This is a genomic window from Kosakonia oryzendophytica (genome assembly GCF_900094925.1).
Lineage (GTDB): Bacteria > Pseudomonadota > Gammaproteobacteria > Enterobacterales > Enterobacteriaceae > Kosakonia > Kosakonia oryzendophytica.
The window spans coordinates 293,889-313,382 of sequence record NZ_FMAY01000006.1; the positions used below are offsets into that span (position 1 = coordinate 293,889).

Genomic DNA, 19,494 nt, shown 5'->3' on the forward strand with positions numbered 1-19,494 from the left:
TTTTAACCTTGCGCGGAAGGGGTCCGCGCGCTGTTTTCCCGCTAACGGCTTCGCTAACCGGGTGGTTTTGAACAGGAGCGATAATGCAGGTTTTACATGTATGTTCTGAGATGTTTCCGTTGCTGAAGACCGGAGGTCTGGCGGACGTGATTGGCGCGTTGCCTGCGGCGCAGATTGCCGGTGGTGTTGATACCCGCGTATTGCTGCCCGCTTTCCCCGATATTCGACGGGGTGTGACTGATGCACATGTGGTGTCCCGTCGGGACACTTTCGCCGGGCGTATTACGCTGCTGTTCGGGCATTTTAACGGTGTGGGAATATACCTGATCGACGCGCCGCACCTTTACGAACGTCCCGGTAGTCCTTACCACGACACAAACCAGTTTGCTTACCCTGACAACGTACTGCGTTTCGCTCTACTGGGTTGGGTGGGCAGCGAAATGGCCACCGGGCTTGATCCATTCTGGCGCCCGGATGTGGTGCATGCTCACGATTGGCATGCAGGCCTGGTTCCCGCTTACCTTGCGGCAAACGGGCGTCCGGCGAAATCCGTCTTTACCGTGCATAACCTCGCCTATCAAGGCATGTTTTATGCACAACATATGGATGACATCCAATTGCCATGGTCGTTCTTTAACATGCATGGTCTGGAATTTAACGGTCAGATCTCGTTTTTGAAGGCGGGATTGTATTATGCCGATCATATTACTGCCGTGAGTCCGACCTATGCACGGGAGATCACCGAACCGCAGTATGCGTATGGTATGGAAGGCCTGCTGCGTCAGCGGCAGCTTGAAGGGCGATTGAGCGGCATACTCAACGGTGTGGATGAAAAAATTTGGGACCCGTCCACCGATCTGTTGCTTGGCGCGCGTTATACGCGGGATACGCTGGAAGAGAAAGCGGAGAACAAACGCCAGCTACAAATCGCTATGGGATTGAAGGTTAACGATAAAGTTCCGCTTTTTGCGGTGGTTAGCCGACTGACCAGCCAGAAAGGCCTCGACCTGGTGCTGGAGGCGCTTCCGGGATTACTTGAACAAGGTGGGCAACTGGCGCTGCTCGGTGCAGGCGATCCGGTGTTACAGGAAGGGTTCCTGGCTGCTGCCGCCGAACATTCCGGGCAGGTCGGGGTACAGATTGGTTATCACGAAGCCTTCTCGCATCGCATCATGGGCGGCGCAGATGTGATTCTGGTGCCGAGCCGTTTTGAGCCATGTGGTTTAACGCAATTGTATGGCCTGAAGTATGGGACATTACCGCTGGTGCGTCGTACCGGAGGGCTGGCGGATACCGTATCCGACAGTTCGCTGGAAAACCTGGCCGATGGCATCGCCAGCGGTTTTGTTTTTGAGGACAGTAATGCCTGGGCGCTGTTAAGAGCAATCAGGCGGGCTTTCGTGTTGTGGTCCCGGCCTTCGCTTTGGCGCTTTGTCCAGCGGCAGGCAATGGCCATGGATTTTAGCTGGCAGGTCGCAGCACAGTCGTACCGCGATCTTTATTTTCGGTTGAAATAGATTTCCAGGAATCACGCTTATGAATGCACCTTTTACTTATTCAGCACCGACATTAAGTATTGAGGCATTAAAACACTCGATTGCCTACAAACTCATGTTCACCGTCGGTAAAGATCCGGTTATCGCTAACAAACATGAATGGCTGAATGCCACGCTGTTTGCTGTGCGCGACAGACTGGTAGAACGTTGGCTGCGCTCCACTCGCGCGCAGCTCTCCCAAGAGGTGCGTCAGGTTTACTATTTGTCGATGGAGTTCCTGATTGGCCGCACGCTCTCCAACGCACTGCTCTCGCTTGGCATTTATGATGACGTGAAAAGCGCGCTGGAGGAGATGGGACTGGATCTCGAAGAGCTGATCGATGAAGAGAATGACCCGGGCCTTGGTAATGGCGGCCTCGGGCGACTGGCGGCCTGCTTCCTTGATTCGCTGGCGACGCTGGGCTTGCCCGGACGCGGCTATGGCATCCGCTATGACTACGGCATGTTTAAACAGAACATTGTCGACGGGCGGCAAAAAGAGTCTCCCGATTACTGGCTGGAATACGGTAACCCGTGGGAGTTCAAGCGCCACAATACCCGCTACAAAGTGCGCTTTGGTGGTCGTATTCAGCAGGAGGGAAGAAAGAGCCGCTGGGTCGAAACCGAAGAGATCCTCGCGGTGGCCTATGACCAGATTATCCCCGGCTATGATACTGACGCGACCAATACGCTGCGCCTGTGGAATGCCCAGGCCAGTAGCGAGATCAATCTGGGTAAATTCAACCAGGGGGATTACTTCGCGGCGGTAGAGGATAAAAACCATTCCGAAAACGTTTCGCGCGTCCTCTATCCGGATGACTCGACCTATTCCGGGCGTGAATTGCGTTTACGTCAGGAGTATTTCCTTGTCTCGGCGACGATTCAGGACATCCTGAGCCGTCATTATCAGTTGCATCAGACGTATGAGAATCTGGCGGATAAGATCGCCATTCACCTCAATGATACGCACCCGGTGTTGTCTATTCCGGAACTGATGCGCCTGTTGATTGACGAACATAAGTTTGAATGGGACGACGCGTTTGAAGTGACCTGCCAGGTGTTCTCGTATACCAACCATACCTTGATGAGTGAGGCACTGGAGACCTGGCCGGTGGAAATGCTCGGCAAGATTTTGCCGCGCCATTTGCAAATCATCTTTGAAATTAATGACTATTTCCTGAAAACGGTGCAGGAACAGCATCCTGACGATATTGAGTTGCTGGGCCGGACGTCAATTATTGATGAAGCCAGCGGGCGTCGTGTGCGTATGGCCTGGCTGGCGGTGGTGGTCAGTCATAAAGTGAATGGCGTTTCTGAGCTGCACTCTAACCTGATGGTGCAGTCGCTGTTTGCTGATTTTGCCGAAATATTTCCGATGCGTTTTCTCAATGTCACCAACGGCGTGACGCCGCGTCGCTGGCTGGCACTGGCGAACCCGTCGCTCTCGGACGTGCTGGATGAAAATATCGGCCGCACCTGGCGTACTGATCTGAGCCAGTTGAGTGAGTTGGAGCAGCATATTGACTATCCGATGGTGAATCAGGCTGTTCGTCAGGCCAAGCTGGAGAATAAAAAGCGGCTGGCGAATGTGATAGCCCAACAGTTAAATGTAGTGGTGAACCCGAAGGCGCTGTTTGATGTGCAGATCAAGCGTATTCACGAATATAAGCGCCAGTTGATGAATGTACTGCACGTGATCACCCGTTATAACCGCATCAAGGCCGACCCGACGGCAGAGTGGGTGCCGAGAGTGAATATCTTTGCCGGTAAAGCGGCGTCCGCATATTACATGGCGAAGCACATTATTCATCTGATCAACGATGTTGCGCAGGTGATCAATAACGATCCGGTGATTGGCGATAAGCTGAAAGTGGTGTTTATCCCTAACTACAGCGTGAGCCTGGCGCAAGTGATCATTCCGGCGGCCGATCTGTCAGAGCAGATCTCGCTGGCGGGGACGGAAGCGTCCGGGACCAGCAATATGAAGTTTGCGCTGAACGGGGCGCTGACTATCGGGACGTTGGACGGTGCGAACGTGGAAATGCTCGAGCATGTCGGCGAGGAAAATATCTTTATCTTCGGTAACACGGCAGATGAAGTGGAAGCGCTGCGTCGCAAGGGCTACAAACCGCGTGAATACTATGAAAAAGATGAAGAGTTGCACCAGGTGCTGACGCAAATCGCGACCGGTCTCTTCAGTCCGCAGGAACCGGGTCGATACCGCGATCTGGTGGATTCACTCATTAACTTTGGCGACCACTATCAGGTGCTGGCGGATTACCGTAGCTATGTCGACTGCCAGGACAAAGTAGATGCGTTGTATCAGCATCCGGAAGAGTGGACGATGCGAGCGATGCATAATATCGCCAATATGGGCTATTTCTCGTCTGATCGCACCATCCTCGAATATGCGGAGAATATCTGGCATATCAAACCGGTGCGTTTGTAGTGAGATGTCAGGATGGCGCTGCGAAAATCCGGCCCGCAGACCGGATTCGCGTAGCTGCCATCCTGCATGACTACTGTTATGAGGCTAACGACAACTCGTCTTTCTGATGATGGGCTAACCACTGTGCAACGCGGGATTGCTCTTCTGCATTTAACCACATCCCGAGTTTGGTGCGACGCCAGATGGCGTCATCCAGGCGCTTAACCCATTCATGTTCTACCAGGTAGCGCAGTTCCGCCTCATAGAGCTCGTGACCAAAATGCTCACCCAGGTCTTCAAGACTGCTGGCATTCTCGAGAATAAGGTCGCTGTTGCTACCGTAGGTACGGGCGAAATGGCGTGCCAGCGACTCGCTAATAAAGGGGTAACGGCGACGCAGTTTTGCTGCGTAATCATCACGATCGCCAGCGATCTCCCCGCCTGGCAGAACGCAGTTTTTGGTCCAGGCCGGGCCAATACCTTTGTAATACGGTGTCAGTTTTTCCAGCGCATGTTCGGCCAGCTTACGGTAGGTCGTGAGCTTACCGCCAAAGACCGACAACAACGGCGCCTGGCCGTTATCATCATGGATATCCAGCGTGTAGTCGCGCGTGATGGCCTGCGGTGAGTCCGATTCGTCGTCACACAGTGGTCGCACGCCAGAGTAGGTCCAGGCAATATCTTCGCGGCTCAGCTGTTTCCGGAAGTGGGCGTTATACACTTTCAACAGGTAGTTGATCTCGCTCTCTTCGATCTCCACGTGTTTCGGATCGCCTTTATATTCGACATCGGTGGTGCCGATAATAGAGAACTCATCCATCCACGGAATAACAAACACAATGCGCTTATCTTCGTTTTGCAGAATATAAGCCTGTTTCTGCGAGTGCACGCGCGGCACCACAATGTGGCTGCCTTTGATCAGGCGAATACCATACGGCGAGGGCAAATGCATACCGTCGTCAAAGAACTGTTTCACCCACGGTCCCGTTGCGTTCACCAGACCGCGTGCCTGCCAGCTATATTTTTCCCCGGTGTCGATATCTTCCGCTTCGACAATCCACATTCCATTTTCGCGACGCGCACGGGTGGCGCGAGTGCGGGTTAACACGTCGCCGCCTTTACGCTCTACCATCTGCGCATTGGCAAGCACCAGTCGCGCATCGTCGACCCAGCAGTCAGAATATTCGAAACCGCGCACGATTTCCGGTTTGAGTACCGATTCTGCGCCAAAACGCAAACCGGTAGATGACGGCAGGCTGGTACGTTTGCCCAGGTGATCGTACATAAACAGACCAATACGGATCATCCATGCCGGACGTAAATGCGGGCGGTGCGGCAGGCGGAAACGCATCGGGAAAGCGATATGCGGCGCCATTTTCAATAATACTTCGCGTTCGGCGAGCGCTTCGCTCACCAGACGGAATTCATAGTGTTCAAGGTAGCGCAGCCCGCCGTGGATCAATTTGGAGCTGGCGCTGGAGGTGGCGCAGGCTAAATCCTGGGCTTCCAGCATCAGCACGGATAAACCCCGCCCTGCGGCGTCTGCCGCGATACCGGCACCGTTGATGCCCCCGCCTATCACAATCAGATCTTTGGTTTCCATGCTACCCTCATGCACTTTCGTTAAAGCTCAAAAATGTTCGATATCGCTCATAATAGCAAATGAACGCGCCATTGGTAACATCAAAAAAACAATTTAGAGTGATATGCATAACATAATGGCGTTTACCTGCCGTCACGACGTACACTTGACAGGAGAATAGCCATTCCCTGTGTCAATTAAGAGAAAGCCATGGAACACTTTGAGTGCATTAACGTAGAAGAAACCCATCAAAAACTGCATCAGCAACAGGCTGTGCTGGTGGATATCCGCGATCCGCAAAGCTTTGCCATGGGCCATACGCCGGGGGCGTTTCACCTGACCAACGACACGCTGGGCGCGTTTATGCGCGAAAACGACTTCGATACGCCGGTAATGGTGATGTGCTACCACGGCAACAGCAGTAAAGGCGCAGCGCAATATCTGCTGCAACAGGGGTACGATCAGGTTTACAGTGTCGACGGCGGTTTCGATGCCTGGCATCGCCATTTCCCGGCTGAAGTGGCACACGGCACGCTTTAGACCGCTATACTGTCTCTCTTTGTACGGATTAAGCGACGCCTGTCATGTTGATGATTACCTCTTTTGCTAACCCTCGCGTCGCCCAGGCGTTTGTTGATTATATGCAGACCCAGGGTGTGATCCTGACCATTCAACACCATGTGCAAAGCGACATCTGGCTCGCAGATGAGAGCCAGCTTGAGCGCGTGCGAGCAGAACTTGCGCGTTTTATTGAAAACCCCACCGATCCGCGTTATCTCGCGGCGAGCTGGCAATCCGGGCAAACCGGCAGTGGCCTGCATTACCGCCGTTTCCCGTTGAAGGCGGCAATACGTGAACGCAGCGGTCCCTTAACGCTGATCATTTCCGCGCTTAGCATATTCGTGTTTGTATTGATGAATATTGTTGGCGACCAAACGGTGATGATGTGGCTGGCCTGGCCGTGGGATGCCAGCGTGCAGTTTGAGGTATGGCGCTATTTCGCCCATGCAGTAATGCATTTTTCCCTGGTGCACATCATCTTCAACCTCTTTTGGTGGTGGTATCTTGGCGGCGCGGTGGAAAAGCGGCTGGGCAGCGGAAAACTGTTGGTGATCACCGTGATCAGTGCGCTGTTGAGCGGTTTTGTTCAGTACCACCTAACCGGACCCTGGTTTGGCGGTTTATCCGGCGTGGTCTATGCGCTGATTGGCTATGTCTGGCTGCATGGCGTGCGCGATCCGCAACCGCAGGTCGCCCTGCCTAATGGGCTGTTTATCTTTACGGTGGCATTGATGGTGGCGGAGTGGTTTGGCCTGACGGGCTTCGCCATCGCCAGCGGCGCGCATACTGCCGGCCTGCTGATTGGGTTGGCGATGGCGCTGGTGGACTCACAGAATGTGCGAAAACGAACATAATTCTTCAGGGACAATTCATGAAACAAACACAGCGTCATGACGCGATTATTGAACTGGTTAAACAACAGGGATATGTCAGTACCGAAGAGCTGGTCGAACAATTTTCCGTTAGCCCGCAGACTATTCGTCGCGATCTGAACGACCTGGCCGATCAAAATAAAATTTTACGTCATCATGGCGGTGCGGCGTTGCCGTCCAGTTCGGTGAATACCCCCTGGCACGATCGTAAATCGACGCAGACCGCAGAAAAAGAGCGTATTGCGCGCAAAGTCGCGGAGCAAATCCCCAACGGCGCAACGCTGTTTATTGATATCGGCACCACGCCGGAAGCGGTAGCCCATGCGTTACTCGATCACAGCGACTTGCGCGTGGTGACCAACAACCTGAATGTCGCCAATACCTTAATGAAGAAAGATGATTTTCGCGTCATTCTGGCGGGCGGGGAGTTGCGTAGCCGCGATGGCGGAATAGTCGGGGAGGCGACCCTCGATTTTATCTCTCAGTTCCGTCTCGATTTTGGCATCCTCGGCATCAGCGGCATTGACGCCGATGGTTCGCTGCTGGAATTTGATTACCATGAAGTGCGCACCAAACGCGCGATTATCGAAAATTCGCGCCACGTCATGCTGGTGGTCGATCACTCGAAATTTGGTCGCAACGCGATGGTCAATATGGGCAGCATCAGCATGGTAGATGCGGTCTACACCGATATCATGCCGCCTGCTGGCGTGATGAAAGTGATTACTAACAGCAATATTCAGCTTGAGCTGTGCTGACAGAGTGCGATGTCTGACGGCACCGTGCCGCCGTCAGACGCCATACCCCATGATTTTCAGTAACTGCTGCGCGTGCTGGACTGCATCCTGACGGTGAGCAACGCCGAGTTTTTGGTAAAGATTGCGGATATGGGTTTTGATGGTGGTCGCGGCGACAGCCAGCTCCCCGGCAATCTGTTCGTTGCTGTAACCGGAGTAGATAAGCCCAAGCACCTGCCATTCACGCTGGGTTAACGGACTGGTGCGGATCAGTTCCGGTACTTCCGGGTGGGTCAGCAGTCGTTCAACAAAACTCTCATCGAAATGGGCGAATTTATGCCGGTGGTGCTGGTTTATCTCGCGCAGAATACGCTGGGCGCGGTGCTGATCCAGCTCCGGCAGCGTATTGAGCTGAATTAACTGACGCAACTGCTGCGCCATCGCCTCGCCTTCAATCACAAAGTGGCTGATAAACCCGGTGCGGTTAGCCAGTTGCAAGGCCTCCAGCAGTACGCGCTGAGCATCGTTTTTACGCCCGGCTTGCCAGTAAAGTTGATTAAGCAACAGCAGATTGCGGTTGACGTCGCTCATCAGTCGCAGGCTGCGCGCGTTTTCATTCAGCTCTTCCAGCACCATTTCCGCCGGGTCGAAATCCCCCAACAGGATCTGTGCGCGGGCGATGTTGCGCCACTGGCTTTGCAGGAAATGGTTATTGGCGAACTCGGGTTTTGGCGTCTGGCGCAGCCACTGCGCAGCGGCTTTCTTGTCATTGGTCATTTGCCAGTAAATGACCCGGACTTTATCGGCGTTCGACACCCAGTCGCTGTGGTACTGACCGTTGCCAAGCAGGTTTTCCAGGCGGTGCAGATGGCTGCGGGCATTATCCAGATCGCCGCGCGCCAGGGAATTTTGCACCACCAGCGCCAGGCATTGCAGTTGCTGTTGCGGTTGCAATGCGGACAGGACTTCCAGCCCCTGACGCGCCACGGCTTCTGATTCATCCAGCCGCGCCCATGCCCAGAGAAGCTGCGCACGAATGCGTAACAAGAATTCGTGCATCGGCAGTTGTTCGAGGTGTTGTTCGCGGATCAGCGTAAAGCCTTTCTCCTGCATCTCCCAGGCGGCCTGCAAAAAGCCCTGCGCAAAGAGGATTTCGCTCTGTTGGATCAGGCTCCACAGCGCGTAATGCCAGACATCGTGGCGGCGGGCCATCTGCTCGGTTTGCTGCATCACCGACAGCGAACTGGTCAGCTCGCCTTTACAGTGCAACACTTCGCCATGCACGGAGGTGGCGACAATACGGCTGTAGTAGTTCGCCAACGGCAGCTCATCCAACGCAACCATTGCCAGCCGCTCCGCTTCAACAGGATCGCCATGGTTAATGGCGACCTGAGCACGCAGGGCATTGAAATCGCCGTGCAATGAAGAGTCCATCTGCGTGGTCATCTCTTGCTCAGCACGGGCCAGTAACATATTCACTTCACCATAGCGATGCTGGCTCTGCATCAACCAGGCCTGTAACAGCACCAGACGCGGGTTCTCCAGCAGGCTTTCCCATGGCAGCGCTTTCAGCGACTCTTCCAGTACGCTCAGTTCGCTATGGTTAAAGAGTCCCCAGGCGTGATGCAGCAGAATGTCCCGCAGCATAACGCCATCGCCAGCGGCCAGTGCGTGGTGAATGGCTTCGCTTGGGAAGCCTTGCGCCATCCAGCTTTCCGCCGCTGCGCGGTGGATATCCGGCAGTTCGGTCGCCAGTTCCCATTGACAGCGCTGGCGCAGGAAACTGCCGAACAGCGGGTGATAACTAAACCACTCGCCGGAATCATCCATACGTTGCAGGAAGAGCCCCTGGCGTTCGATCTCCTCCAGGCGCATTTGCCCATTCTCTTCGCCGGTCACCCGGACAATCAGGGCATCATTCATTGAGCGTAGCAGCGCGCTTTTTAGCAGGAACTTACGGGTATCGGTATCAACATTATCCAGCACCTCATCCACCAGGTAGTCGGAGAGATGGGTGGCGTTAATTCCTGACAAACGGCGCGCGGACTGATGTGGGGCACTGTGGTTTTGCCGGGCGGAAAGCGCGATGAGTTGGAGCGCGGTGGCCCAGCCCGCGACATCATCGCACAGGCGGCCGCTTTCTGCGGCTTCGATAGGTGACGCCAGGCGACAATCAAAAAACTGTTTGGCCTCCTGGTGGGTAAAGGCCAGTTGCTGACTGCCCACTTCCAGTAACTGTTCACGCACGCGCAGGTTGGCAATGCCTAACTGAGGTAAGTTGCGTGATAGCACAAACAGCGTCAGGTTTTCCGGTTGATGGCGCAGGAAGAAACGCATGGCATCGTGGATTACCGGGTTCGTTATTAGATGGTAATCGTCAATCACCAAATACAACGGCCGCTGCCATTCAGTCAGTTCCACGAACAGTTGAGAAAAGAGTGAGGCCAGGCTGGCGTACTGGCGTTTTTGCGCCATCGCCTCGCTTCTTGCGCAGTGACCACCTGTCGCCTGCTGGATAGCGGCGACAAAGTAGCTGGCAAAACGTTCTTGTTGGTTATCTCCTTCGTCCAGCGAGAACCAGCCAATGTCATTTTTACCGGCCGCCCATTGGGAAATGAGCGTTGTTTTTCCGTAACCCGCAGGGCTTGTGATCAGCACAAGCCGATAATTGTTGGCGCCGGAAAGTTTCGCCAGCAAACGTTCACGCACCACCGTGTGGTCGAGACGAACCGGACGACTTAATTTTGACGGAATCAACATAGTTATCACTTCACTGTGAGGCAAACTGGGGGGATGATTTTTTTTGCGCTTCGTAATTAATACTAATAAGGTCGGTCAGATGTGAGTTTATTGCAAGTTATGTCCAAATCTGACGATTGTGAATTTGCACCATGTCACATTTTTATTTCCGTAATGAATAAATTAAGAACAATAGTTACAAAAGTCGTGGGGGCAGAATTGGCGGGCTGTCCAGGTCTGTCGCGTGGTGCGTTTGTTAACGTTCCGCGTCCCGGAAAGCTATTTATCTCTGTCGGGGTTAAATCGCACAAATAGCGAAACCGTGAGAACCAGATTTTAAATGAATTTAATATCTGCCGGTTTTCACAGATGAGCAAAACCAATTTCTTCTGAAACGACATTTCATATCCTTTTTCCCCTTCGTTAAAACGGCGCGCATTTTTCCGTCTCGTTTTGCTGCTTTTTGTTTGAAAAATGTGCAAAAGAGACGCTACCTTTAAGTGGCGGCGATCACAATTTTCGCTCATCCCCGCTACTCCTCCCCGGCTAATCCCAGGCAGGATGAGGAACTCATAAACTGAGCCTGGCACACTAGCGCTAACGTCGATTTAATTCACAAAAGGACCCGGATTCTTTATGTCAAAGCCAACGTTTGATAAAGCGCAGTTTGAAGCGGCCCTCACTCGCCAGTGGCAGCGTTTGGGGTTGGCGGCTGCAACGGAAATGACCACCCGTCAGTGGTGGCACGCAGTCAGCGGCGCGCTGGCGGAACTGCTGGCAGCACAGCCTGCGCCGAAAGCGGAGAAAAAGCAGCGCCATGTTAACTACATCTCGATGGAGTTTTTAATTGGTCGCCTGACGGGCAACAATCTGCTTAATCTGGGGTGGTATCAGGATGTGGCGGCGGTGCTGGATACGCACGCGATAAATCTTAGCGATCTGCTGGAAGAGGAGATCGATCCGGCGTTAGGCAACGGTGGGCTTGGGCGACTGGCAGCCTGTTTTCTGGACTCAATGGCGACGGTGGGACAATCCGCCACAGGCTATGGGCTGAATTACCAGTATGGCCTGTTCCGTCAATCTTTTGTCGACGGCCAACAACATGAAGCGCCGGATGACTGGCATCGTCGCAGCTACCCGTGGTTCAGCCACAACGAACAGCTGGACGTGCACGTAGGTATTGGCGGTAAGGTCAGCAAAGAGGGGCTGTGGCAACCGGCATTTACCCTGGTTGGCGAAGCCTGGGATCTGCCCGTTATTGGTTATCGCAACAGTGTGACGCAGCCGCTGCGTCTGTGGCAGGCGACGCATGCTCATCCGTTTGATCTGACCAAATTTAACGACGGTGATTTCCTGCGTGCCGAGCAAACCGGCATTGACGCAGAAAAACTCACCAAGGTGCTGTATCCCAATGACAACCACCAGGCCGGGAAAAAACTGCGCCTGATGCAGCAATATTTTCAGTGCGCCTGTTCGGTGGCTGATATTCTGCGCCGCCACCATCTGGCAGGACGCAAACTGGCGCAACTGCCGGATTTTGAAGTTATCCAGTTAAACGACACTCACCCGACCATTGCCATCCCGGAACTGCTGCGCGTGTTGCTTGATGAGCATCAACTGAGCTGGGATGAGGCCTGGGCGATCACCAGCCGGACCTTTGCTTACACCAACCATACCTTGATGCCGGAAGCGCTGGAGTGCTGGGACGAAACCCTGGTAAAAGCGCTGCTGCCGCGCCATATGCAGATAATTAAGCAGATCAACGACAAGTTTAAGGTACTGGTCGAGAAGACCTGGCCTGGCGACAAGGCGGTATGGGCTAAGCTGGCGGTGGTGCATCACAAACAGGTGCGAATGGCGAATTTGTGCGTGGTCGGGGGGTTTGCGGTAAACGGGGTCGCAGCGCTGCATTCGGACCTGGTCGTCAAAGATCTGTTCCCGGAATACCACCAGTTATGGCCGGGTAAATTCCACAATGTGACCAACGGTATTACCCCACGCCGTTGGATTAAGCAGTGCAACCCCTTGCTGGCAGCGTTGCTGGATAAAACGCTGAAAAAAGAGTGGGCTAACGATCTCGATCAGCTGATTAATCTGGAGAAATACGCTGATGATGCGGCGTTCCGCCAGCAATATCGCGAGATCAAACAGCAGAACAAGATCCGTCTGGCGGCCTTTGTCAAAGCCCGTACCGGTATTGAGATCAACCCACAGGCGCTATTTGATATTCAGATCAAACGCCTTCACGAGTACAAACGCCAGCATCTCGGTCTGTTGCATATCATTGCGCTGTATAACGAGATCCGCGAAAACCCGAAGGCCGACCGTGTGCCGCGCGTATTCCTGTTTGGCGCGAAAGCCGCGCCGGGTTATTACCTGGCGAAAAACATTATCTATGCCATTAACAAAGTGGCGGAGGTGATCAACAACGACGCGAAGGTGGGCGACAAACTGAAGGTGGTGTTCCTGCCGGATTATTGTGTGTCGGCAGCGGAAAAACTGATCCCGGCGGCGGATGTTTCCGAACAGATTTCTACCGCCGGTAAGGAAGCCTCCGGCACCGGCAATATGAAGCTGGCGCTGAATGGCGCGCTCACCGTGGGGACGCTGGACGGCGCGAATGTCGAGATTGCCGAGCAGGTTGGCGAAGAGAATATCTTTATCTTCGGCCATACCGTTGAGCAGGTGAAAGCGTTGAAAGCTAAAGGCTACGATCCGCTGAAATGGCGCAAGAAAGACAAGCAACTGGATGCGGTGCTGAAAGCGCTGGAGAGCGGGAAGTTTAGCGGCGGCGACAAGCATGCGTTTGATCAAATGCTGCATAGCATTGGCAAACAGGGCGGCGATCCGTACCTGGTACTGGCGGATTTCAGCGCCTATGTGGCAGCGCAAAAACGTGTCGATGCACTGTATCGCGATCAGGAGGCCTGGAGCCGTGCTGCGATCCTCAATACCGCCCGCTGCGGTATGTTCAGCTCCGATCGCTCGATTCGTGATTATCAAACCCGTATCTGGCAGGCGAAACGCTAAGGAAGCGCAATGGAAAGCAAACGTCTGGAGCATGCCGCGCTGGCGGCGGGGATCAGCCCTGACTACATCAATGCGCACGGCAAACCGCAGTCCATTACTGCGCTCACCAAACGGCGGTTGCTGGAGGCCATGCATCCGGCTCCTGCGACAGGCACAGTTTCACCTGTGCCACCGGTGCAGGTTTTTATCCGCGGCAAAAAGAAGGTACTGCCGGTGCAGGGCAAAGGCGATTTCCGCTGGCATCTGACCACGGAAGCGGGCAAACAGCATACAGGCGAGGTGCGAGGCGGTGCGAACCTGGCGTTGCCAGGCGGGCTGGCGCTCGGCTATCACTCTCTGGTGCTGGAGCAGAAAGGCCAGCAATGGCCGTGCCGGTTAATTATCGCTCCGGCACGCTGTTACGAACCGCAGGCATTGCTGGAGGGGAAAAAGCTGTGGGGCGCTTGCGTTCAGCTTTACACCCTGCGTTCGCAGGATAACTGGGGCATTGGCGACTTTGGCGATCTGAAGGCGATGCTGGGCGAGGTGGCAAAGCGCGGCGGTGCGTTTATAGGTTTAAACCCTATTCATGCGCTCTATCCGGCGAACCCGGAGAGCGCCAGTCCGTACAGTCCGTCATCCCGGCGCTGGCTGAATATTATCTATATCGATGTTAATGCCCTGACGGACTTTCGCGACAGTGAAGAGGCGCAGGCATGGTGGACGTTGCCCACGACGCAGCAAACGCTAGGTGCTGCGCGGGATGCCGAATGGGTGGATTACGCCACGGTGACCGCGTTGAAACTGGCGGCGCTGCGTATGGCATGGAAGCACTTTCGTCAGCGCGCCGCAGATGACGAACAAGCGTTAGCCTTCCGGGATTTTGTGCAGCAGGAGGGGGAAAGCCTGTATTGGCAGGCGGCATTTGATGCGCTACATGCCTGGCAGGTGCAGGAGGATGAATTGCGCTGGGGCTGGCCCGTATGGCCGGAAGGGTATCAGTCTATCCGAAGCCCGCAGGTGAAAGCGTTTTGTCAGCAACATGCCGACGAGGTGGATTTCTATCTCTGGCTTCAGTGGTTGGCGTATACGCAGTTTGCCGAATGCTGGGCGACAAGTCAGAACAACGGTATGCCGATTGGCCTGTACCGTGATTTGGCGGTAGGCGTGGCGGAAGGCGGTGCGGAAACCTGGTGCGATCGCGAGTTGTATTGCCTGAAAGCCTCCGTTGGCGCGCCACCGGATATTCTGGGGCCGCTGGGGCAAAACTGGGGGCTGCCGCCGATGGATCCGCATGTTATGCAGGCTCGTGGTTATGCGCCGTTTATCGATCTGCTACGCGCCAATATGAAAAGCTGTGGCGCGCTGCGTATTGATCATGTGATGTCGATGCTGCGCTTATGGTGGATCCCTTACGGTGAAACCGCTGACCACGGGGCGTATGTGCAGTATCCGGTCGATGATCTGCTCGCTATTCTGGCGCTGGAAAGTCAGCGTCATCAGTGCATGGTGATTGGTGAGGATCTGGGTACGGTGCCGGTGGAGATTGTCGGTAAGCTGCGCAGTTGCGGCGTTTACTCGTACAAGGTGCTCTATTTTGAAAGCGATCATGAAAAGACCTTCCGTACGCCGCAGGCCTATCCGCCACAGTCGATGGCGGTCGCCACCACGCATGATCTGCCGACGTTACGGGGATACTGGGAGAGCGGCGATTTAACCCTCGGCAAAACCCTTGGGCTCTACCCGGATGAAGTGATATTGCGTGGACTGTATCAGGATCGCGAAAGGGCAAAACAGGGGTTACTGGATGCGTTGCATCAGTCCGGGTGCCTGCCAAAACGTGCCGGGCATAATGCCTCACGCATGCCGATGACGGCGATCCTTAATCGTGGGATGCAGCGTTTTATCGCGGATAGCAACAGCGCGTTACTGGGATTACAGCCGGAAGACTGGCTCGATATGCCAGGGCCGGTAAACATTCCGGGCACCAGTTATCAGTATAAGAACTGGCGGCGTAAGCTGGCGGTTACGCTGGAGAAGATGTTTGCCGATGAGAAGGTTAACCGCCTGATTAAGGATCTCGATCGTCGCCGCAAAGCAGCAGGTAAACGCTAATAAAAATGCCCGGTCAGACCGGGCATTTTCATCTTGTCAGGAGGGACCTGCGTTTTATCAGACCACCATTCCCAGCAGCAAGCATCCTACCAGGCCGCACACGGAGATAATGGTTTCCAGCGCGGACCAGGAACGCATGGTCTCACCGATAGTCAGGTTGAAATACTCTTTGAACAACCAGAAACCCGGATCGTTCACATGGGAGAAGATCACGCTACCGGAGCCCACGGCAATCACCATCAATTCCGGGCTTACCCCGGTGGTGGCAATCAGCGGCGCGGCAATACCGCCTGCGGTGATCGCCGCCACGGTTGCAGATCCGAGCGCAATACGCAGGACGGCAGCGATAGACCACGCCATAAACAGCGGAGAGAGGTTGGTGGAGTGCATCATGGCGGCAATGTATTTATCCACGCCGCTATCGACCAGAACCTGCTTGAACGCGCCGCCGCCGCCGATGATCAGCAGCATCATGGCGATGATTTTGATAGAGCTGGTCAGGGTGTCGTTAATGTCGTCCATTGAACGACCACGGTTCAGGCCAAAGGTGAAGACCGCAATCAGGACGGCGATCATCGTTGCCATCACCGGGTCGCCAAAGAACTCGGCATACGGAAGGATAGCGTGACCTTTCGGCAGCACCATCTCCGCTACCGCGCGCAACGCCATCAGGATCACCGGTACCAGAGAGGTCCAGACGCTGACGCCAAAGCCTGGCATCTCTTCTTCGGTAAAGGTTTTGGTGTTGTACAGACCTTCAGGAATCGGCTTATCAATGCTTTTCAGGAAGCGCGCATATACCGGGCCTGCGAGGATCACCGTCGGGATACCGAGCAGCGTACCGTAAAGCAGGGTTTTCCCCATGTCCGCATGGAAAATGGTGGCAATGGCGGTCGGACCTGGGTGCGGTGGCAGGAAACCATGCGTGACGGACAGCGCAGCGGCCATGGGCACACCGATATAGAGCAGCGGAATACGTGCAGACGCGGCAATCGTGAACACCAGCGGCAGCAACAGTACAAAGCCCACTTCATAGAACAGGGCGAAACCGACGGTAAAACCGGTTAACACCACGGCCCACTGAATGTGTTTACGGCCGAATTTCTCAATGAGCGTCGTGGCAATGCGCTGCGCGCCGCCGCAATCCGCCAGCAGTTTACCCAGCATGGCGCCGAAGCCCATGATCAGCGCAAGACTACCCAGCGTTCCACCGACTCCGGCTTTAATGGATTTGATCACCGCGTCCAACGGCATGCCCTGCATCATCCCGACGGCGAGCGCCACCAGGATCAGGGCAATAAACCCGTTGAGTTTAAAACGGATCATTAACAGCAATAAAAGGGCGACACCGATAGCGACAATGACTAATGGCATGATTTACCTGGCCTTTAATTTGTTATGGGTAACGTCATTCTTTTTTGGCAGTCCCTTAATGCTCCAGGGTACGAAACAGCGGGCTGCCGCACCGTTACGGCTTACATCCATAACTCAAAATTGTAGCTGGATGTTGTTGTCTTGTGGGTGCTGACTGAAATGATACGGGTAACATCTATGGGAAGAGAATCACCAGGCGGATCTAAATGTGAGAACTGAGACATCCGTCATATTAACGCGAGTAAACTAACCACAATGAAAAAGCGATCTGTGATGACAAGGATACGGGTAACAGCGAGGGGTATATGACTTAACCGGGGAGGCATCGCCAGATGGCGGGGGACGGGCATCTGGCGCAAGACCCGGTAAGCGAAGCGCCACCGGGCCTGTATGCGACAACGGGAGTAAGGCTTAGTAGTAGGAGTGCTCGCCGCGTTGGTGCTCGGTCAGATCGCGCACGCCTTTCAGTTCCGGGAATTCGGTCAGCAGCTGCTTCTCGATCCCCTCTTTCAGCGTGACGTCGACCATAGAACAACCGTTACAGCCGCCGCCAAATTGCAAAATGGCGTAGCCTTCATCGGTGATTTCCATCAGCGATACACGGCCGCCGTGGCCGGCGAGTTGAGGATTAATTTGCGACTGCAGCAGATACTCCACGCGTTCCATCAGCGGGGCGTCGTCAGAGACCTTACGCATTTTTGCATTCGGCGCTTTCAGCGTGAGCTGGGAACCCAACTGGTCGGTAACAAAATCGATTTCCGCATCTTCCAGATACGGCGCGCTCAGTTCGTCGACGTAGGCGATCAACTGCTCAAATTTCAGTGCGGTGTCGCTTGCTTCAACCGCGTCCGGTGGGCAATAGGAGACGCCGCACTCGGCGTTTGGCGTACCCGGGTTAATCACAAATACGCGGATTTGTGTCCCTTCTTCCTGATTTGCCAGCAGTTTAACAAAATGCGCCTGGGCTGCGTCGGAGATACGGATCATAGCAATGGCCTAATAGTTGACTATTTTACTTGGTTATAATACGCCCATCATCGAGGGTCTACAAGGTTCGACACAGGCACCATACCTGAACAGTCGCTGCGCCGCTGCGTAAAAGCAGGCGGGTGATTTCTGCAACAGTACTGCCGGTCGTGACGACATCATCCACCACGACGATATGGAGACCAGCGACCGGCAATTCAAGTCGGAAGGCGTTTTTCAGGTTCTGTTTGCGCAAACGAGCGCTGAGATGATGCTGAACCGGCGTTGCTCGCAGGCGGCGCAGCGCGGCGCGTGGAGCGCTGCATTGTAACCAATGCGCCAGCTTCTGACATAACAGATCGCTTTGATTAAAGCCTCTGCGCCACTGGCGACGGGTATGCAGTGGCACGCTGAGGATCATATCGGGTTTTGCCGGATTCCGGGTCGGGTGCGCGGTACGTACGGCTAATAACAGCAGCCGGGACAGCGCATTAGCTGCTTCCGGACGCGGTGCAAACTTAAACTGATGCAGTAGCGTACTGAGCGGTGGTGCATAATCACTGACGGCGATAAGCCGCTGCCAGGGTGGCGGTTTTTGCAGGCAACGCCCACAGTGAATATCGTCGCGGGCGGCAGGTAAACCGCACAAAGGGCAAACGCTGCCACGCCTGAGGATGACACGCGCGCACAACGAACAGATTCCCCAGTGGCTGCATGCGAGCGGCATCCGGCATAGCCAGCATAACCCCGGCGCTGTTAGCATATTGCACCTCCCTGTGTGAAAAAAGAGAACGATAACTGATGAGTGACATCTGGTGGCAAACCAAAGGCGAAGGAGATTGTCATCTTGTGCTGCTGCACGGATGGGGACTGAATGCGCAAGTCTGGGATTGCATCACCCCGGAATTGAGTACGCACTTTACCCTGCATCTGGTGGATTTGCCGGGCTACGGCAGGAGCCGTGGTTTTACTGCGTTAACACTGCGGCAAATGACGGACCTCATATTGTCTCAGGCACCGGAAAAAGCGGTATGGCTTGGCTGGAGTCTCGGCGGGCTGGTGGCAAGCCAGGCAGCGTTACTGGCTCCTGAACGCGTTAATGCACTGGTCACGGTAGCCTCGTCGCCCTGTTTTAGCGCGCAGGATGACTGGGCCGGGATCAAGCCCGATGTGCTGGCGGGGTTTCAGCACCAACTCAGTGAAGATTTCCAGCGCACCGTCGAACGTTTTCTGGCGCTACAAACACTGGGAACGGAAACGGCAAAGCAGGATGCCCGATTGTTGAAAAGCGCGGTGCTGTCGCTGGATATGCCATCGGCAGAGGTGTTGAATGGTGGACTGGAGATCCTGAAAACGGTGGATTTGCGTGAGGTGTTAACGGGGCTGTCCATGCCGTTTTTGCGTTTGTATGGCCGGCTTGATGGGCTGGTGCCGCGCAAAATCGTCCCGCTGCTGGATGAGATGTGGCCGGAGAGTGAATCAGTGATCTTCCCGAAAGCCGCGCATGCGCCGTTTATCTCACATCCTGATGCTTTTTGTGACACGCTGGTGGCGCTTAAATCGCGGCTTTAAGCTC

General features: G+C 54.7%; 14 protein-coding genes. 8 read left to right on the forward strand and 6 right to left on the reverse strand.

The annotated features are described in order from the left end of the window. Positions 1-83 precede the first annotated feature (83 nt). Together glgA and glgP are read left to right on the forward strand one after the other, a co-directional pair. A complete protein-coding gene (gene glgA / locus GA0061071_RS12810) occupies positions 84-1,517 on the forward strand; it encodes a glycogen synthase GlgA (protein ID WP_061492846.1) in 1,434 nt (477 codons plus the stop codon). Between the two features lie 19 nt (positions 1,518-1,536). Then, positions 1,537-3,984, forward strand: coding sequence for a glycogen phosphorylase (glgP, locus tag GA0061071_RS12815; protein ID WP_061492847.1), 2,448 nt, complete (start codon positions 1,537-1,539; stop codon positions 3,982-3,984). Between the two features lie 76 nt (positions 3,985-4,060). On the opposite strand, the gene glpD is transcribed toward glgP, so the two are convergent. Then, positions 4,061-5,566 carry a glycerol-3-phosphate dehydrogenase gene (gene glpD / locus GA0061071_RS12820; RefSeq protein ID WP_061492848.1) on the reverse strand — a complete coding sequence of 502 codons (1,506 nt, stop codon included), beginning with the start codon at positions 5,564-5,566 and terminating at the stop codon, positions 4,061-4,063. A 189-nt stretch (positions 5,567-5,755) separates the two neighbouring features. Here glpD and glpE point away from each other — a divergent pair, with 189 nt between their 5' ends. Genes glpE through GA0061071_RS12835 form a run of 3 tightly spaced genes read left to right on the forward strand, consistent with a single transcriptional unit; the run spans position 5,756 to position 7,736 of the window. Then, the gene (glpE, locus tag GA0061071_RS12825; protein ID WP_061492849.1) at positions 5,756-6,085 is read left to right on the forward strand and encodes a thiosulfate sulfurtransferase GlpE; all 330 of its coding nucleotides are present in this window, start codon (positions 5,756-5,758) and stop codon (positions 6,083-6,085) included. A 44-nt stretch (positions 6,086-6,129) separates the two neighbouring features. Continuing rightward, a complete protein-coding gene (gene glpG, locus GA0061071_RS12830) occupies positions 6,130-6,960 on the forward strand; it encodes a rhomboid family intramembrane serine protease GlpG (RefSeq protein WP_061492850.1) in 831 nt (276 codons plus the stop codon). A 17-nt stretch (positions 6,961-6,977) separates the two neighbouring features. Then, positions 6,978-7,736, forward strand: coding sequence for a DeoR/GlpR family transcriptional regulator (locus tag GA0061071_RS12835; RefSeq protein ID WP_061492851.1), 759 nt, complete (start codon positions 6,978-6,980; stop codon positions 7,734-7,736). A 33-nt stretch (positions 7,737-7,769) separates the two neighbouring features. Here the strand turns inward: GA0061071_RS12835 and malT are convergent, their stop codons facing one another. Together malT and GA0061071_RS23310 are read right to left on the reverse strand one after the other, a co-directional pair. Further along, positions 7,770-10,475: an HTH-type transcriptional regulator MalT gene (malT, locus tag GA0061071_RS12840; protein WP_061492852.1), complete on the reverse strand. Its 2,706-nt coding sequence runs from the start codon at positions 10,473-10,475 to the stop codon at positions 7,770-7,772. Between the two features lie 134 nt (positions 10,476-10,609). Then, positions 10,610-10,981 (reverse strand): hypothetical protein, encoded by a 372-nt coding sequence (locus GA0061071_RS23310; RefSeq protein ID WP_139109659.1) that lies wholly within the window; start codon positions 10,979-10,981, stop codon positions 10,610-10,612. 109 nt (positions 10,982-11,090) lie between these two features. Between GA0061071_RS23310 and malP the strand changes: the two genes are divergently transcribed. Next, positions 11,091-13,484: a maltodextrin phosphorylase gene (gene malP / locus GA0061071_RS12845; protein ID WP_061492854.1), complete on the forward strand. Its 2,394-nt coding sequence runs from the start codon at positions 11,091-11,093 to the stop codon at positions 13,482-13,484. A gap of 9 nt (positions 13,485-13,493) precedes the next feature. Then, complete coding sequence (gene malQ / locus GA0061071_RS12850; RefSeq protein WP_061492855.1) at positions 13,494-15,578, forward strand: 4-alpha-glucanotransferase; 2,085 nt, start codon at positions 13,494-13,496, stop codon at positions 15,576-15,578. A gap of 57 nt (positions 15,579-15,635) precedes the next feature. Here malQ and gntT read toward each other — a convergent pair whose 3' ends face one another. The 3 genes from gntT to gntX all read right to left on the reverse strand — a co-directional run bounded on the left by gntT (position 15,636) and on the right by gntX (position 18,681). Further along, a complete protein-coding gene (gene gntT, locus GA0061071_RS12855; protein ID WP_061492856.1) occupies positions 15,636-16,952 on the reverse strand; it encodes a gluconate transporter in 1,317 nt (438 codons plus the stop codon). A 411-nt stretch (positions 16,953-17,363) separates the two neighbouring features. Beyond that, the gene (gene nfuA / locus GA0061071_RS12860) at positions 17,364-17,939 is read right to left on the reverse strand and encodes a Fe-S biogenesis protein NfuA (RefSeq protein ID WP_061492857.1); all 576 of its coding nucleotides are present in this window, start codon (positions 17,937-17,939) and stop codon (positions 17,364-17,366) included. A 58-nt stretch (positions 17,940-17,997) separates the two neighbouring features. After that, positions 17,998-18,681: a DNA utilization protein GntX gene (gene gntX, locus GA0061071_RS12865; protein ID WP_061492858.1), complete on the reverse strand. Its 684-nt coding sequence runs from the start codon at positions 18,679-18,681 to the stop codon at positions 17,998-18,000. A gap of 38 nt (positions 18,682-18,719) precedes the next feature. Here gntX and bioH point away from each other — a divergent pair, with 38 nt between their 5' ends. Next, positions 18,720-19,490, forward strand: coding sequence for a pimeloyl-ACP methyl ester esterase BioH (gene bioH, locus GA0061071_RS12870; RefSeq protein ID WP_088238368.1), 771 nt, complete (start codon positions 18,720-18,722; stop codon positions 19,488-19,490). Positions 19,491-19,494: the final 4 nt, after the last annotated feature.